Origin of the sequence: Pseudomonas sp. NPDC087615, assembly GCF_044743445.1 — a bacterium.
Classification (GTDB): domain Bacteria; phylum Pseudomonadota; class Gammaproteobacteria; order Pseudomonadales; family Pseudomonadaceae; genus Aquipseudomonas; species Aquipseudomonas baetica_A.
In genome coordinates, this window is sequence record NZ_JBIUWM010000003.1 from 36,106 (window position 1) to 53,126 (window position 17,021).

General features: G+C 59.4%; 13 protein-coding genes. 10 read left to right on the forward strand and 3 right to left on the reverse strand.

The annotated features are described in order from the left end of the window. Positions 1 to 19: 19 nt before the first annotated feature. The 3 genes from ACIOU6_RS02835 to ACIOU6_RS02845 all read left to right on the forward strand — a co-directional run bounded on the left by ACIOU6_RS02835 (position 20) and on the right by ACIOU6_RS02845 (position 4,282). Positions 20 to 1,708, forward strand: coding sequence for a polyurethanase (locus ACIOU6_RS02835; protein ID WP_221731791.1), 1,689 nt, complete (start codon positions 20 to 22; stop codon positions 1,706 to 1,708). 118 nt (positions 1,709 to 1,826) lie between these two features. Then, positions 1,827 to 3,680, forward strand: a complete 1,854-nt coding sequence (locus tag ACIOU6_RS02840) for a polyurethanase (protein ID WP_221731820.1) — start codon at positions 1,827 to 1,829, stop codon at positions 3,678 to 3,680. Between the two features lie 239 nt (positions 3,681 to 3,919). After that, positions 3,920 to 4,282 carry a hypothetical protein gene (locus ACIOU6_RS02845; protein WP_221731790.1) on the forward strand — a complete coding sequence of 121 codons (363 nt, stop codon included), beginning with the start codon at positions 3,920 to 3,922 and terminating at the stop codon, positions 4,280 to 4,282. A 63-nt stretch (positions 4,283 to 4,345) separates the two neighbouring features. Here ACIOU6_RS02845 and ACIOU6_RS02850 read toward each other — a convergent pair whose 3' ends face one another. Beyond that, positions 4,346 to 4,570: a YgdI/YgdR family lipoprotein gene (locus tag ACIOU6_RS02850; protein ID WP_221731789.1), complete on the reverse strand. Its 225-nt coding sequence runs from the start codon at positions 4,568 to 4,570 to the stop codon at positions 4,346 to 4,348. A 192-nt stretch (positions 4,571 to 4,762) separates the two neighbouring features. Here ACIOU6_RS02850 and ACIOU6_RS02855 point away from each other — a divergent pair, with 192 nt between their 5' ends. From ACIOU6_RS02855 to ACIOU6_RS02865, 3 genes are all read left to right on the forward strand, one after another. Then, positions 4,763 to 6,415: a VRR-NUC domain-containing protein gene (locus ACIOU6_RS02855; RefSeq protein ID WP_401133643.1), complete on the forward strand. Its 1,653-nt coding sequence runs from the start codon at positions 4,763 to 4,765 to the stop codon at positions 6,413 to 6,415. Further along, positions 6,412 to 8,691 carry an ATP-dependent DNA helicase gene (locus ACIOU6_RS02860; protein ID WP_401133646.1) on the forward strand — a complete coding sequence of 760 codons (2,280 nt, stop codon included), beginning with the start codon at positions 6,412 to 6,414 and terminating at the stop codon, positions 8,689 to 8,691. The genes ACIOU6_RS02855 and ACIOU6_RS02860 overlap by 4 nt, the downstream gene beginning before the upstream one ends. Before the next feature lie 82 nt (positions 8,692 to 8,773). After that, a complete protein-coding gene (locus ACIOU6_RS02865; protein ID WP_221731786.1) occupies positions 8,774 to 9,310 on the forward strand; it encodes a hypothetical protein in 537 nt (178 codons plus the stop codon). 58 nt (positions 9,311 to 9,368) lie between these two features. Here ACIOU6_RS02865 and ACIOU6_RS02870 read toward each other — a convergent pair whose 3' ends face one another. Further along, complete coding sequence (locus tag ACIOU6_RS02870; protein ID WP_221731785.1) at positions 9,369 to 9,662, reverse strand: hypothetical protein; 294 nt, start codon at positions 9,660 to 9,662, stop codon at positions 9,369 to 9,371. Between the two features lie 236 nt (positions 9,663 to 9,898). After that, positions 9,899 to 11,047: a MalY/PatB family protein gene (locus ACIOU6_RS02875; RefSeq protein ID WP_221731784.1), complete on the reverse strand. Its 1,149-nt coding sequence runs from the start codon at positions 11,045 to 11,047 to the stop codon at positions 9,899 to 9,901. A 321-nt stretch (positions 11,048 to 11,368) separates the two neighbouring features. Between ACIOU6_RS02875 and fdnG the strand changes: the two genes are divergently transcribed. The 4 genes from fdnG to fdhE are packed head-to-tail and all read left to right on the forward strand — an operon-like array spanning position 11,369 to position 16,973. Further along, positions 11,369 to 14,434 carry a formate dehydrogenase-N subunit alpha gene (gene fdnG, locus ACIOU6_RS02880; RefSeq protein ID WP_401133649.1) on the forward strand — a complete coding sequence of 1,022 codons (3,066 nt, stop codon included), beginning with the start codon at positions 11,369 to 11,371 and terminating at the stop codon, positions 14,432 to 14,434. Between the two features lie 14 nt (positions 14,435 to 14,448). After that, positions 14,449 to 15,384 (forward strand): formate dehydrogenase subunit beta, encoded by a 936-nt coding sequence (fdxH, locus tag ACIOU6_RS02885; protein ID WP_401133653.1) that lies wholly within the window; start codon positions 14,449 to 14,451, stop codon positions 15,382 to 15,384. After that, the gene (locus ACIOU6_RS02890; RefSeq protein ID WP_221731781.1) at positions 15,381 to 16,046 is read left to right on the forward strand and encodes a formate dehydrogenase subunit gamma; all 666 of its coding nucleotides are present in this window, start codon (positions 15,381 to 15,383) and stop codon (positions 16,044 to 16,046) included. The genes fdxH and ACIOU6_RS02890 overlap by 4 nt, the downstream gene beginning before the upstream one ends. Before the next feature lie 3 nt (positions 16,047 to 16,049). Then, complete coding sequence (gene fdhE / locus ACIOU6_RS02895; RefSeq protein WP_401133656.1) at positions 16,050 to 16,973, forward strand: formate dehydrogenase accessory protein FdhE; 924 nt, start codon at positions 16,050 to 16,052, stop codon at positions 16,971 to 16,973. The last annotated feature ends 48 nt before the right edge of the window (positions 16,974 to 17,021 follow it).

The window sequence follows — 17,021 nt, forward strand, 5'->3', positions numbered from 1 at the left end:
TTGAAAGAGGGAGCACAACATGGGACTGTTTGATTACAAAAATGCCGATGGCAAAGCGTTGTACAGCGATGCCATCGCACTGACGCTATACGCCTACACGCCGACTGGTCAGCCATTGCCGGCGACCGGTTGGAAGCCGCTCACGGCGACGGCACTGGGTTATCAGGGCAACGTTGGCGCGCAGGGAACGTTCTTCGGCGAGAAGGACGGCTTCACCAGCGCCGAGGCCGAAGTACTCGGCAAATACGACGCCGCCGGCCAGTTGATTGGTATCGGCATTGCCTTTCGTGGCACCGGTGGGCTGGGTTACAGCGACACCTTCGGCGACTTGAAAAACAACCTGCTGGCCGCCGTCGGGCCGTCGGATTACGCGAGCAACTACGCCAAAAACGCTTTCGACAACCTGCTCAAGGCTGTCGCAACGTTTGCCATTGCTCACGGCATCGCCGCTAAAGACGTGCTGATCAGCGGCCACAGCCTTGGCGGTCTCGGCGTCAACAGCGTCGCGGATTTGAGCGCCAGTCACTGGGGCGGTTTTTTCAAGGATGCCAACTACATCGCCTTCGCTTCGCCCACCCAGAGCAGCACCGGTACCCACGTGCTGAACATCGGCTACGAGAACGATCCGGTGTTCCGCGTGCTCGACGGCACCACGTTCAGCAGCGCATCGATGGGCAAACACGACAAGCCGCATGATTCGACCACCGACAATATCGTCAACTTCAACGACAACTACGCGTCGACCGCACAGAATCTGGTGCCGTTCAGCATCATCAATCCGCTGAGCTGGTCGGCGCATGGTTCGCTGGGGTATGCCGATGGTTTGAATCGGGTCATTGGCTCAACGTTCTACAACCTGACCAGCAAGGACTCGACCATCATCGTCTCCAACCTGGAGGCGTCATCCCGGGGTAAAACCTGGGTCGAAGACTTGGGGCGCAGCGGCGAACCGCACACCGGCAGCACCTTCATCATCGGCACAAACAGCAATGACTGGCTCAAGGGCGGGGCGGGCAACGACTTCCTCGAAGGCTTGGGCGGTGATGACCGTTTTCGTGATGATGGCGGCTTCAACATCCTGCTCGGCGGCCAGGGCCACAACACCTTTGAGCTGCACAAACCGTTGCAGAACTTCAGCTTCGCCAACGACGGTGACGGCACGCTTTACGTGCGCGACGCCTACGGCGGCATCAGCATGACTCGCGACATTGGCGCGCTGGTGAGCAAGGAGGCGGGGTCATGGTGGGGCAGCAAGGAAATCACCTGGGGCGTCACCGCCAAGGGGCTGACTCATGGCAGCGAACTCACTCAGTACAACCATTCGCTCAACGGCGATGCGTACGGCAATGCGCTGCACGCGACGGCCGACGGTGACTGGCTGTTCGGTCTGGGAGGCAACGACCAACTGATCAGCGACAAGGGCCATGTGACGTTCGTGGGCGGCGCCGGTAACGACGTGATGACCGCGGTGGGTGGCAACAACACCTTCCTGTTCAGCGGCGCGTTCGGTTTTGATGCTATCAACGGGTATCAGGGCAACGACAAACTGGTGTTCATGGGCGTCGAAGGTGCGGGCCAGGGCTACGACTACAAGCAACATGTCGCGCAGACTGGCAACGATACCGTGCTGAAGATTGGCGACTATGCCGTGACCCTGATCGGGGTTGGAGTGGCTAACCTGTCGGACTCGGCGTTCGTATTCGCTTAGATCCTGCTCGCATAGAGCGATGTGCACGATGTGTTGAAATGCTCCGGGGCGTCCCGCGAGGGGCGCCCTGGCTGTGAGCTATCTCTGAACAATTCCAACAAAAAGAGAGGCAATGGCAATGGGTGTGTATGACTACAAAAACTTCGGTACAGCCGATTCCAAGGCGTTGTTCAGTGACGCCATGGCCATCACGCTGTATTCCTACCACAACCTCGATAACGGCTTTGCCGCCGGGTACCAGCACAACGGCTTCGGTCTCGGCCTGCCGGCCACGCTGGTTACCGCGCTGATTGGTGGCACCGATTCACAAGGGGTGATCCCCGGTGTTCCGTGGAATCCCGACTCGGAAAAACTCGCGCTTGATGCGGTGAAGAAGGCAGGCTGGACGCCGATCACCGCCTCGCAATTGGGCTACGACGGCAAGACTGATGCGCGCGGAACCTTCTTTGGCGAGAAGGCCGGTTACACCAGCGCTCAAGTCGAAATCCTCGGCAAATACGACGCACAAGGTCATCTCACCGAACTGGGCATTGCTTTTCGCGGCACCAGCGGCCCGCGGGAAATCCTCATCGGTGACTCGATCGGCGACGTGATCAATGACCTGCTCGCGGCATTCGGCCCCAAGGACTACGCCAAGAACTACGTCGGCGAAGCCTTCGGCAATCTGCTCAATGACGTGGTGGCGTTCGCCAAGGCCAACGGCCTCAGCGGCAAGGATGTGCTGGTCAGCGGCCACAGCCTCGGTGGCCTCGCGGTCAACAGCATGGCGGACTTGAGCAGCGGCAAGTGGGGCGGGTTCTTCGCCGATTCCAACTACATCGCCTACGCCTCGCCGACCCAAAGCAGCACTGACAAGGTGCTCAACGTCGGCTACGAGAACGACCCGGTATTCCGCGCGCTCGACGGCTCCACGTTCACCGGCGCTTCTGTCGGCGTGCACGATGCGCCCAAGGAATCGGCCACCGACAACATCGTCAGCTTCAACGACCACTACGCTTCGAACGCGTGGAATGTGCTGCCGTACTCGATCCTCAACATCCCAACCTGGATCTCGCACCTGCCCACCGCCTATGGCGACGGGATGAATCGGGTCATCGAGTCGAAGTTCTACGACCTGACCAGCAAGGACTCGACGATTATCGTCGCCAACCTGTCGGACCCGGCGCGGGCCAATACCTGGGTGCAGGATCTCAATCGCAACGCCGAAACCCACAAGGGCAGCACGTTCATCATCGGCAGCGACAGCAACGATCTGATCCAGGGCGGCAGTGGCAATGACTATCTGGAGGGCCGCGCCGGCAACGACACCTTCCGCGACAGCGGCGGCTACAACATCATCCTTGGCGGGCAGGGCAGCAATACCCTGGATCTGCAGCAATCGGTGAACAAGTTCGACTTCGCCAATGATGGCGCGGGCAATCTGTACATTCGCGATGCCAATGGCGGGATCAGCCTGACCCGCGACATCGGCAGCATCGTCACCAAGGAGCCAGGTTTCCTCTGGGGCCTGTTCAAGGATGATGTCACCCACAGCGTCACGGCCAGCGGACTGAAGGTCGGCAACAATGTCACGGCGTACGAATCCAGTGTGAAGGGCACATATGGTGCTGACACGCTTAAAGCACATGCCGGTGGTGACTGGTTGTTTGGCCTGGATGGCAACGACCATTTGATCGGCGGCGCGGGCAATGACGTATTTGTCGGCGGCGCCGGTAATGACCTGATGGAATCGGGGGGCGGAGCCGATACGTTCGTGTTCAACGGTGCGTTCGGTCAGGATCGGGTGGTGGGTTTTACGTCCAACGACAAACTGGTGTTCTTCGGCGTACAGGGTGTTTTGCCCAACGAAGACTTCCGCGCTCATGCCTCATCGGTGGGGCAGGACACGCTGCTGACGTTTGGCAGTGATTCGGTGACGTTGGTCGGGGTGTCGCTCAATAGCTTGAGTGGCGATGGGATTGTGATCGCTTGATGTTTTTGAGGGGCCTGTAAGGGCCCCTTCGCGAGCACGCCGCTCCCACACTGGATCTGTGTCGCTCACAAGTTCCCTGTGGGGGCGGGCTTGCTTGCGAAGTCCAATAGCGCGGCGGTAAAAAGTGACTCATTGGCCACTACCTGACTCTCAATCCTGCAATAACAGGAATCGGCACTAAAGCCTGGACGTGCGCACACGTCATGTACAGGCAGCCATTGAGTACAGGAGATTCAAACGTGAAAGGTTTCAAGAGGTATGTCGGGTTTGTGGGGCTGGCGCTGAGTTCGGCCAATGCCTGGGCCGATCTGCCTCAAAGCTCGATTCTCAGCCGTTATGGAATGACCGACGATCAACTGCCAAGCCCGGCTAAAACCGAGGTGGTGGAACCCGTCGAAGAGAAAAGCCGCTTTCAGATCCAGCCCGAACAGCCGTTGGTGACGATAAAAACAGGTCCACAAAGCAGCGGCAATCGCATCATGGACCGTATGGCGCTGCAGGATCTGGAGCGTTGCCGTCGCTTGCAGAACGAACTCGCCCGGCGTGGCGGGCAATACGTCAGTTGCGAAAACACCATCCCGGGCGTGACCCTCGAACAATAATCGCCTCGAATTCCCGCAGGCGCTGTCGAGTGGAGCGAGGCTGCGTCTGCAGGGTATATATCGTCAGTCTTCCTTGCGCACCGTGGCCACGTCATCGGCGCGTACTTTGACTTTCGCACCGGAAATATCTTCAAACTCGTAGAAGCCATCGTTGGTTTCGGTTTTCGGCATGTCCTTGGTCAGGTACTGAGTGCCGTTTTGCAGGGTGACCACGGTCTGGGTCGAGCAACCGCCCAAGGCCAGCAGGGCCGCTACCGCCAGGGGGATGCCCAGTGTCTTGATTTTCATATCCACCTCAAATTCCTCATTTCGCGTGATACCGAGCATTGTCGGTGTCCTAGGCGGTTGGTGCCATCGCGCCGGGAAAAGTTCTATTTACCGGTTAAAAATGCCATTTATCTTTTTCCGTTTGCGCCGGGTGGGGCAGAGCTGTTATCTGTACGCATAACCAGTATTCGTCCGCCGTGGCCCTGAATTCCCGTGACTGCCAATCCCCTTGATGATCCGTTCTATTACCTCAACAACTTCCGGCAAGTGCTTGATTGGCTTGAGCTTCGCTATGCCGATGTGATGAGCGAAACGGAGCACGCGTTCATCGGCGACTTCAAATCGTTGCCTCGCGCATCACAGGGCTTGCTGGTGCGGATGGTGATGCGCAAGGGCGTGCATTTTCGTGCCGGCAAGCTCAGTTACGCGGAAATCGGCGACATCGCCTGCGCGGCACAACCGTTGCTGGCTTGCGGCTGGCTCGACGAACACGCGCCATTGGCGATGGCTGAGCTGTTCGATGTGTTGCTCAAGGCCGAGATTTTGCAAGCGTTCGGCGCTTTTATCGAGCAACCCAAGGGCCGCAAGGACGACTGGCTGCCGCTGCTCGCCGAGCAGTTCACCGAAGCCAGAAGCCTGCGCGACTGGGCGCCTCTGCTGGCTGAGCGCTTGTTCAGCCTGACCATCATGGACCTGTGCGATCGCTTGCGACTGATGTTTTTCGGCAACCTGTATCAGGACTGGTCCGAATTCGTGTTGGCTGACCTCGGCATCTTTACCTACGAAAAAGTCGAGTTCTGCGCCGATTCCCGTGGTCTGCGCAGCCGTGAGGACGTCGACGCGTGTCTGTTTCTGCACCAATGCCAATTGCGCTTCGAGGCCGGTGAGCCACTGGAAACCATTGTCGGGCAGGTCAGCGCCTTGCACTTCGACAACCCCTGGCTGCAACGGCGACGCGGCAAGGTGTTGTTCCAGATCGCCCAATACTGCGAACGCATCAGCGAGTTTGCTTTGGCCCTGACTGTCTATCGCGATTGCGCCTATCCCGGCGCTCGCTTGCGGATGATCCGCGTACTGGAACGCTGCAGCGAATACGGCCGGGCGCTGGAACTCGCCACGCTCGCCGAACAAACACCCGAAAGCGCTGCCGAGCAGCAAGGCCTGCAACGGATTTTGCCGCGGTTGCGACGCAAACTCGGTGGCCCGCCGCTCAAACGTGCGGTGGCGAAACCAGTGGAGCGCCTGGATCTGCAGTTGCCGCGCAGCGATCCCGCGCTGTCGGTGGAGTATTACGTGCAGGCGCACTTGCATGACGAAGAAGGCCCGGTGCATTACGTTGAAAACAGCCTGATCAACTCATTGTTCGGGCTGCTCTGCTGGCCGGCGATATTCGCGCCGTTGCCGGGGGCGTTCTTTCACCCGTTTCAGCGCGGGCCGGTGGACCTGCTCAATGAAGACTTCCAGCAACGCCGCGCCGACGTGTTTCAAGCCTGCCTCGCGGAGTTGGAGGACGGCCGTTATGCCGTAACCATCCGCGAGCGCTTTGTCGCCAAGTGGGGCATACAGTCGCCGTTCGTGTTCTGGGGCGCATTGAATGAAGAATTACTGGAGCAGGCGCTGGCCTGCCTGCCCGCCGAACACCTCAAACACTGGTTCCAGCGTTTGCTGCTCGACATCAAAGCCAACCGTACCGGCATGCCGGACCTGATCCAGTTCTGGCCGCAGCACAAAACCTATCGAATGATCGAAGTCAAAGGTCCTGGCGACCGCTTGCAGGACAACCAACTGCGCTGGCTGGAGTTTTGCCACCAACACCAGATGCCGGTTGCCGTGTGTTACGTGCAATGGGCGGAGCAGAGCGCTTGAGCTACAGCGTTGCGGTGCGCGCGCTGTGTGAGTTCACCGCCAAGACCGGCGACCTCGACCTGCGCTTCACGCCGTCACCGACGGCACTCGAAGGCATGGCCGGCCATCGCACCGTCGCGTCCAGGCGCAGCGACACCTATCAAAGCGAAGTGGCACTGGAAGGTGAGTTCCGCCAGTTGAAGGTCAAGGGCAGGGCGGATGGCTACGACCCGGCGCAAAACTGCCTCGAAGAAGTCAAAACCTACCGCGGCGATTTGAGCAAACAACCGGCCAATCACCGCCAGTTGCACTGGGCGCAGGCGAAGGTCTACGGCTGGCTGATGTGCTGCAAACTGCAACTTGAGCAGATCAATCTGGCGCTGGTGTATTTCGACATCGTCAGCGAGAAGGAAACCTGCCTGCTGGAAGCGTTCAGCGCCCAGGCCTTGCAGGTTTTTTTTGAGCAGCAATGCGCTTTGTTCCTGCGTTGGGCCGAACAGGAAGTGGCGCATCGCGAGGCGCGTAATCTGGCCGCGCAGCAATTGGCGTTTCCCCATGCGGATTTTCGTCCGGGGCAACGCCATCTGGCGGAATCGGTCTTCAAGGCTATCAGCACAGGCCGTTGTCTGATGGCGCAAGCGCCCACAGGGATCGGTAAAACCCTCGGCACGCTGTTCCCGGTGCTCAAGGCGTTGGCACCGCAGCAACTGGACAAAGTGTTCTTTCTGACCGCCAAGACACCGGGGCGCAAACTGGCGCTGGACGCCAGTCAGGTGTTGTTCGATCAATCGGCCACCTTGCCCTTGCGCGTGCTGGAGATGGTTGCTCGGGACAAGGCCTGCGAACACCCAGACAAGGCCTGTCACGGCGAGTCCTGTCCGTTGGCCCAGGGCTTTTATGATCGCTTGCCGGCCGCCCGTGAAGCCGCCAGTCGAATCCGCCGGCTCGATCAAGCGGCGATGCGTGAAGTCGCTGCACAGCATTCGGTGTGTCCGTATTACCTGAGTCAGGAAATGGCCCGCTGGGCGGACGTGGTGATCGCCGACTACAACTATTACTTCGATTTCAGCGCGTTGCTGTTCGGCCTCGCTCAGCTCAATCAGTGGAAGGTGGCGGTCCTGGCCGACGAAGCACACAACCTCGTTGAGCGCGGGCGGCAGATGTACAGCGCCAGTCTCGATCAAGCCACGCTGGGCAGCGTTCGCAAAACGGCCCCCCAAGCACTGAAAAGATCCCTGCAACGGGTCAACCGTGAGTGGAATGCGTTGCAGGCGCCGCAACTGGCGCCGTATCAGGCCTATGACAAGGCCCCGGAAAAACTCCTGCAGGCAATCGCCCTGTGTAGCGCAGCCATTGGCGACTACCTCAATGATCATCCGCAAGGGCTCGACAGTGGATTGCAGAACTTCTACTTCGATTTGCTGCAATTTGCCCGGGTGGCGGAACTGTATGACGCGCATTACCTGTTCGACATCAGTAAGCGCGACCTCGATCGTAAACGCCCGCTATCGCAACTGTGCCTGCGCAACGTGGTGCCGGCGGCGTTCATTGGCCCGCGCCTGAAAGCGGCGCGAAGCTGCGTGCTGTTTTCCGCCACGCTGAGCCCGCGCCACTATTACGCCGATTTGCTCGGCACGCCGGCCGACACCGTATGGATTGACGTCGAGTCGCCGTTCAGCGCCGAGCAGTTGCAGGTGCAGGTCATCAGCCGGATTTCGACCCGCTTCAATCATCGTCAGGCATCGCTGGAGCCCATTGTCGAACTGATCGCCCAGCAGTTCAGAGAGCGCCCGGGCAACTATCTGGCGTTCTTCAGCAGTTTCGATTACCTGCAACAGGTGGCAATGTTACTGGCCGAACGGCACCCAACTATCACCCTTTGGCAGCAGTCGCGAGGCATGGTCGAAGGGGCGCGGCAGGCCTTTCTCGATCAATTCACCGCCGAGAGTCAGGGCGTTGGCTTTGCGGTCTTGGGCGGAGCCTTCGGCGAGGGTATCGACTTGCCGGGCGCTCGGCTGATCGGCGCGTTCATCGCCACGCTGGGACTGGCGCAACTCAATCCGGTCAATGAACAGTTGAAACGACGCATGGCGGCGATTTTCGGTGCCGGTTACGACTACACCTACCTGTTCCCTGGCGTGCAGAAAGTCGTCCAGGCGGCCGGGCGCGTGATCCGCACCCGCGAGGATCGCGGCGTGGTGATGCTGATCGACGACCGCTTTGCCGAGAGTCGGATCAAACAGTTGTTGCCACGCTGGTGGGCCATCCATAACGAAGCGCCTGCGCAACCGGATTGAATGACGCCCCGGTAAATCCGGCTGAACTAGTGCGTAACGCGATGCTTCTAAACGGTTCCCCCCGCTCCGGAGCGTACGTCCCTTGTCTCGCATATTGACCCAGCCGACCGCTGAAGAAACCCTGACCGAACATGACGCCAAGATGTTCGGTTCGCCCAAGGAACGGCTGGATTTCTATCGCCGGGAGATCCAGTACGAAACCAGCATTCTCGCCAATCGCACTGACGCTTATCTGGCCGCACAGTCGTTTCTGGTGATTGCCTTTGCTTCGTGCATGTCCAACCTCAATCCGGAGTGGGGCAAGTTGTTTACCCTGGTGGTGCCGGCGTTTCTGGCGCTACTCGGGCTGCTCAGTTCGCTCAACGCCTGGCCGGGGATTCGTGCGGCATACGAGATCATCGATCACTGGCACTTCAAGCAAAGCCATTTATTGCTCAGCGAGCCGCTGATGGGCTTGGCCTATGACGAGTCACCGCTGTTCAGTGAAACGGAATCCAGTCATAAGGGCTATCGCAAGTCGTTGCTGTTTTCTCTGCGCACGCCGTGGATCTTTGCGACGTTTTGGGTGCTGCTGGGCAGTTATTCGGTGTACATACAGTTCACGAATCCGGGGAGCTGATCAAACGACATAGAAAAGCCCGGCGACGAAGGCCGGGCTTTTCTTTGTCGTTTGATCATCAACTGGTCTCAAGCTGGCGACGCAACCCCTGCGAGTTCTGTACCGACATCGGAATCGGCGGGAAATCTTCATTCAATACGCACAGGTGCTCAATGGCATCGGCGAACTTCACATCGGCTTTTCGGCGCAAGGCCCTGTAGTGCTCAAACTGTTCGAGATCCAGTTGCCCGGCTTCGAGTAATTCATGCGACGCTCGATTCAGCGCCTGCGCTTCTTCGAACAATTGACGATTGCGTTCCAGGGCCAAAGCCCTGCATGCCTTGATTTGCGCAGGAGTCGAGCATTCTTTCATGACCATAACCTTAATCTTCGGGGTTCCTTTTCATAGGCCTTTTGCCAAACGGGAACCGAACCTGCCGGGCCCCGCCGGTGACACCCGGCGAGGGGTTATGGTTGTGACCACTGAGAATCCGCGAGAGATCCATTTTTTTGCTGAAGACTTTCGGTTTTTGGTTTTTGCGTTGTTCAGGGCCGGCAAGGATCGGTTGTGCGCTGATGCCGTGCAGCAGGTTCGCGATGCTTTCAGATTCAGCGGTTGGCCAGTGCCCGCTCCATGCGCGCAATACCTTCTTCGAGCATTGATCGCGGGCATCCAAAGTTCAGGCGTACGAACTGTTGGCTGTGGTCGCCAAAATCCAGACCGGCGCTCAACCCTACCTTGGCCTGCTCAAGGAAAAACTGCTGCGGGTTGGCCAGATCCAGCGCCGAGCAATCGAGCCAGGCCAGATAAGTGCCCTGCGGCACATTCATGGTCACGCCCGGCAAGCGGCTGCGCACGGCTTCAACCAGATAATCCCGGTTGGCCTGCAGGTAGGTTTTCATCTCGGCGAGCCATGGGCCGGCTTCGCTGTAGGCCACGCGAGTCGCTTCCATGCCCAGCGGATTGACGCTGTCGACCATGCCGCAACGGGCATGGTTGACGCGTTCACGCAGCGCGGCGTCCTGAATGATCATGAACGAGGTTTTGAGGCCGGCGATGTTGTAAGCCTTGCTCGCTGACATCAGGGTGATGGTGCGCTGAGCGATTTCCGGGCTCAGGGACGCGGTCGGAATGTGTACGCGACCGTCGAAGCACAGTTCGGCGTGGATTTCATCGGAGATGATCCAGGCGTCCTGCGCAACACAGATGTCCGCCACCGCTTGCAACTCTTCGCGGCCGAACACTTTGCCGATCGGGTTGTGCGGGTTGCTCAACAGCAGGGCGCCGCCGCCGTTCAGCGAATCACGCAGGCTATCCAGTGGTGTGGCGTAGGTGCCGTCGGCCTGCGGCGTGAATTCCAGCTCAACCTTGTTCAAGCCCCAATGGCCCGGCGCGTGACGCAGCGGCGGATAGTTCGGCACTTGTACCACGACGTTCTGCTGAGACTGAACCAAGGCTTTGAGCGCCATGTTGAAGCCCGACTCAACGCCCGGCAGGAAGATCAGCTCTTGCGGTTTGACCTGCCAGGCGAATTTGTTCCAGAGGTCGGCAACGATGGCTTCGCGCAGGTTGTCCTGGGCCACACTGTAACCCACCAACGGATGCAGCAAGCGCTGCTGCAGGGCCTCGATGACAACCGGTGGCGCGGCGAAATCCATATCAGCGACCCACATTGGCAACACGTCGGCTGCATAGCGGCTCCACTTGGTGCTGCCGGTGTTGTGGCGGTCGAATACCTGATCAAAGTCAAAAGTCATGCGCGGTCTCGTGAAGGCGGGGTTAATTCTGTCGGCCATTCTAAGCCCAACACGATCCCGGTGGGAGTTGGCTTGCCCGCGATGGCGTCGGCACAGTCAATATTGAGGGGGCATGACAAACCGCTATCGCTGGCAAACCAGCGCCCGTGAGGTTTTGGATGAAGCCATGAGGTCGCTCGACAACCGGCCGACGGTCGGTTTTCACACAGGTGGCAGGGTCTTTGTCTACAGTGAAAAAGCCGGCAGTCATTCTGCCGCAACCGTGATTGTCCAGATACAACCCGGCACCATTACCGGGTTTCACCTGATCAGGAGTGCACGATGGATCTCAGCCGTCGTCAGTTCTTCAAGGTCGCCGGTATCGGCCTTGCAGGCTCAAGCCTAGGCGCGTTGGGCATGGCCCCGACGCTTGCCTTCGCCGAGCAGGTGCGCCACTTCAAGCTTGCCCACACCCATGAAACCCGCAACACCTGCCCGTATTGCTCGGTCGGTTGCGGTTTGATCATGTACAGCCAGGGCGATGCTGCGAAGAACGTCGCGCAAAATATCATCCATATCGAGGGCGACGCCGACCACCCGGTCAACCGTGGCACCCTCTGTCCAAAAGGCGCGGGCCTGCTGGACTTCATTCACAGCCCGGGCCGCTTGTTGTATCCGCAAACGCGAAAGCCAGGCAGTAGCGAGTGGACGCGGATCAGTTGGGATCAAGCGCTGGATCGCATCGCCGACTTGATGAAAGCCGACCGCGACGCCAATTTCGTCGAGCAGAACGAAAAAGGCGAAACGGTCAATCGCTGGCTCACCACCGGGTTTCTTGCGGCTTCCGCTTCGTCCAACGAGGCGGGGTACATGACGCACAAGGTCATCCGCAGTCTCGGCATGTTGGGGTTCGATAACCAGGCGCGTGTCTGACACGGCCCGACGGTGGCAAGTCTTGCCCCGACGTACGGCCGTGGTGCTATGACCAATACCTGGACCGATATCGCCAACGCGAATCTGGTTCTGGTGATGGGCGGCAACACAGCAGAAGCCCATCCGTGCGGCTTCAAATGGGTGACCGAAGCCAAAGCGCATAACGCTGCGCGGCTGATCGTGGTCGATCCGCGTTTTACCCGCACGGCGTCGGTGGCCGATTATTACGCCCCGATCCGCACTGGCACCGACATTGCTTTCATGGGCGGGTTGATCAATTACCTGCTGACCGAGGACAAGATCCAGCACGAATACGTGCGCAACTACACCGACGTGTCGTTCATTGTCAAAGCCGGGTACGGCTTCGAAGATGGCATTTTCAGTGGCTACGATGCGGCCAAGCGCAGTTACACCGACAAGTCCGGGTGGGGCTATGAAATCGGTGAGGACGGTTTCGTCAAAATCGACCCAACGCTGCAGGACCCGCGCTGCGTCTATCAATTGATGAAGCAGCATTACATCCGCTACAACATCGAACTGGCGAGCCAGATTTGCGGCATGCCGGTCGATGCGATGCAGAAAATCTGGGGCGAAATTGCTACGTGCGCCCAGCCGGGCAAGACCATGACGATTCTCTACGCCCTGGGCTGGACACAGCACTCGACCGGTTCGCAGATCATTCGCAGTGCGGCGATGGTGCAGCTTCTGTTAGGCAACGTGGGTATGCCGGGCGGTGGCGTCAATGCCTTGCGCGGACACTCCAATATTCAGGGCCTGACGGATCTGGGCTTGCTCTCCAACTTGCTGCCGGGTTACTTGACGCTGCCGCAAGACGCCGAGCAGGACTACAACGCCTACATCACCAAACGCACGCAAAAACCGCTGCGCCCCGGGCAGTTGTCCTACTGGCAGAACTACAGCAAGTTTCACGTCAGCCTGATGAAGGCCTGGTACGGCGCCAATGCCACCGTCGAGAACCAGTGGTGTTACGACTACCTGCCGAAACTCGACATCCCCAATTACGACATCCTCAAGATGTTCGACCTGATGAGTCTGGGCAAAGTCAACGGCTACATGTGCCAGGGGTTCAACCCGATTGCCGCGCTGCCGGACAAGAACCGGGTGATGGCGGCACTGGCCAAGTTGAAATGGTTGGTGGTGATGGACCCGCTGGCCACCGAAACCTCGCAGTTCTGGGAAAACGTCGGCCCTTACAACGATGTGAAAAGCGCCGACATCCAGACCGAAGTGATCCGCCTGCCAACCACCTGCTTTGCCGAAGAAGATGGCTCGCTGGTCAACAGCAGTCGTTGGTTGCAATGGCACTGGAAGGGGGCGGATGGACCCGGCGAAGCGCGCACGGACATCCAGATCATGAGCGAGTTGTTCCTGCGTCTGCGCCAGCGCTATGCGGCAAACGGTGGCACTTTCGCCGATCCGCTGTTGAAACTGTCCTGGCCCTACAAAATTGCCACTGAACCTTCCCCCGAGGAAATCGCCAAGGAGATAAACGGCTACGCCACGACAGACTTCAACGATGCCAGCGGCGCGACGATCAAGGGCAATACGCAACTGGCCGGGTTCGCCCAGCTCAAGGACGATGGCAGCACCGCGTCCGGCTGCTGGATTTTCGCCGGCAGTTGGACCGAGGCCGGCAACCAGATGGCCCGGCGTGACAATGCCGACCCCTATGGCATGCACCAGCATCTGGGCTGGGCGTGGGCCTGGCCGGCCAACCGGCGGATTCTCTACAACCGCGCGTCGGCGGACGTTGCTGGCAAGCCGTGGGATCCGAAAAAGCGCTTGGTGTGGTGGAACGGCAAAACCTGGGGCGGCACCGATGTGCCGGACTACAAGGCTGACATACCGCCAGAAGCCGGGATGAACCCGTTCATCATGAACCCCGAGGGCGTGGCGCGGTTCTTTGCCGTCGACAAGATGACCGAAGGGCCATTCCCCGAGCATTACGAACCGTTCGAAACGCCGATTGGCATCAATCCGCTGCACCCGCAGAACAAGAACGCTACCAGCAACCCGGCGGCGCGGATCTTTGATTCGGTCTGGGACAGCCTCGGCGAGGCCAAGGATTTCCCCTACGCGGGCACCAGCTACCGGCTCACCGAGCATTTCCACTTCTGGAGCAAGCACTGCAAGTTGAACGCGATTACCCAGCCCGAGCAGTTTGTCGAGATCGGCGAAGTGCTGGCGAAAGAGAAGGGCATCGCTGCCGGTGATCGGGTACGGGTCAGTTGCAAGCGCGGCTTCATTGAAGCGGTGGCTGTGGTGACCAAAAGAATCCGTCCGTTGCAGGTCAATGGCCAGGTGGTGCACCAGATCGGCATCCCGCTTCACTGGGGGTTCACCGGGCTGACGCGTCACGGATACCTGACCAACACCCTGGTGCCGTTCCTCGGCGATGGCAACACCCAGACCCCGGAATCCAAGTCATTCCTGGTCAACGTGGAGAAGCTATAGTGGAGAATCTATAAATGGCCAGCCAAGACATCATTGCCCGCTCGGCCACGACCACACAGCCGCCGTCGGTGAGGAATCAGCAGGAGGTGGCGAAGCTGATCGACACCACCAAATGCATCGGCTGCAAGGCCTGTCAGGTCGCGTGCTCGGAATGGAACGAGCTGCGCGACGATATTGGCCACAACTACGGTACCTACGACAATCCGCAGGACTTGAGCGCAGAAACCTGGACATTGATGCGTTTCACCGAGCACGAAACCGACGCCGGCAACCTCGAATGGCTGATCCGCAAGGACGGCTGCATGCACTGCGCCGAGCCCGGTTGCCTGGCGGCGTGCCCCAGCCCAGGTGCGATCATCAAGCACGCCAACGGCATCGTCGATTTCGATCAGGATCACTGCATCGGTTGTGGTTATTGCATCACTGGTTGCCCGTTCGACGTTCCGCGAATCTCGCAGAAAGATCACAAGGCTTACAAATGCACCTTGTGCTCGGATCGGGTCGCGGTCGGGCTGGAGCCGGCCTGCGTGAAAACCTGCCCGACCGGCGCTATCGTTTTCGGCACCAAGGAAGACATGAAAGAGCACGCCGCCGAGCGCATCGTCGATCTCAAGAGTCGTGGCTTTGAAAACGCTGGCCTGTATGACCCGTTAGGGGTTGGTGGCACCCACGTCATGTACGTGCTGCACCATGCCGACACGCCGAAAATCTATGCGGGGCTGCCGGAAAACCCGGCCATCAGTCCCTTGGTGGGCCTGTGGAAAGGCATCAGCAAACCCCTTGGCTTGCTGGCCATGGGCGCGGCGGTGCTGGCGGGGTTCTTCCACTATGTGCGAATCGGGCCGAACCGCGTCGAAGAAGACGAGCATTCGGCACCTCCCGATGCTTCGGTGCATGTCGTTGATCCTGCGGTACACACCTTCGATCCACGCGGGGAGGACCGGCCATGAGCAACAAGACGATCCTGCGTTACACCGCCAACCAGCGCACCAATCACTGGTTGGTGGCGATCCTGTTCTTCATGGCCGGGCTGTCCGGGCTGGCGCTGTTTCATCCCTCGATGTTCTGGCTGAGCAACCTGTTCGGCGGCGGGCCGTGGACGCGGATTCTGCACCCGTTCATGGGCGTGCTGATGTTTCTGTTGTTCCTTGGGCTGGTGTTTCGTTTCTGGCGCGCGAACGTCTTTATCTCCAATGACGGGAAGTGGCTGCGTCGTATTGATCGGGTGCTGGTCAACGACGAGCAAAGCGTGCCGCCGGTGGGCAAGTACAACGCCGGGCAGAAGCTGCTGTTCTGGACTTTACTGCTGTGCATGCTGGGGCTGTTGTTCACCGGGCTGGTGATCTGGCGCGCGTATTTCAGCGCATTTTTCGGCATCACCGTGATCCGCTGGGCGATGCTGTTGCATGCGCTGGCCGGGTTTGTGTTGATCCTGAGCATCATCATTCACATCTACGCCGGGCTGTGGATCAAGGGCTCGATCGACGCGATGATGCATGGCTGGGTCAGCCGCGCCTGGGCGAAGAAACACCATGAGCTCTGGTATCGCGACATCACCCGCGATGATCTTCATAAAGAGACGCCGGAACGACCGGCCACGAAAAAGGGCTGACTTTTGCCAACCATTCTCGAACCCGGAGAAATCGAAGCGGCGGCCAGTTCGCCGCCGTTTCTGTACTTGCCACCGCATAACCTGTTTTCCCTGCGCGCCCAACGTCTGGAGCAACTGGCCGAGGGGCATCCATTGGCCGATTATCTGCGCCTGATCGCCGGGTTGTGCCAGGTACAGCAACAAGTCATGGACGATCCGCCACTGGCGGCGCCATTCGATGCGCAGCGCATAGAAGCGTGTCAGCAACACGGTTTGCCGCCGTTCGCTGCCGACACGTTGATCCGCGAAGACGCTTGGCACAGTTTTCTCGAGGCCTTGCTGCAACGTTATGTGCCGTCACAACTCGCTGTGGTCGATGCCGTCAACACGTTGCGCGCTGCCAACCCTGGCCAGTTGCGCAGTTGGGCCGTTGCCTTGATCAGTGGCCAGTATTCGATGGTGCCGGCGCAACTGGTGCCGTTTCTCGGCGCGGCGTTGCAGGTGGCGTGGAGTCACTGGTTACTCAGTGCGCCGAGCCTGAAACTCAAACCTGGCGACAGCCTCAGCCAATGCCCGGCCTGCGGGTCGCCGGCAATGGCCGGTGTCATCCGCCATCGCGGCAAGCACAACGGTTTACGCTATCTGGCGTGTTCCCTGTGCGCCTGCGAATGGCATGTGGTGCGGGTCAAGTGTGTGTACTGCGAGCAAAGCAAAGGCCTCGACTACCTGAGCCTTGAGGACGATCGCCACGCCGCCAATCAAGCACCGTTGCGCGCCGAAGTCTGCCCCAGCTGCAACACCTATCTGAAACTGCTTTATCTGGAGAACGATGCCGACGCCGAAGCGTTGTCGGGGGATCTCGCCAGCCTGTTGCTCGACATGCGTCTGGCCCAGGATGGCTTTCAGCGTTTGGCACCCAATCTGTTGTTGGCGCCAGGAGACGAATGACCACAGCGTCTACACTCGCCGAACAGTCTTTTGTTTTCGGGAGTGGCT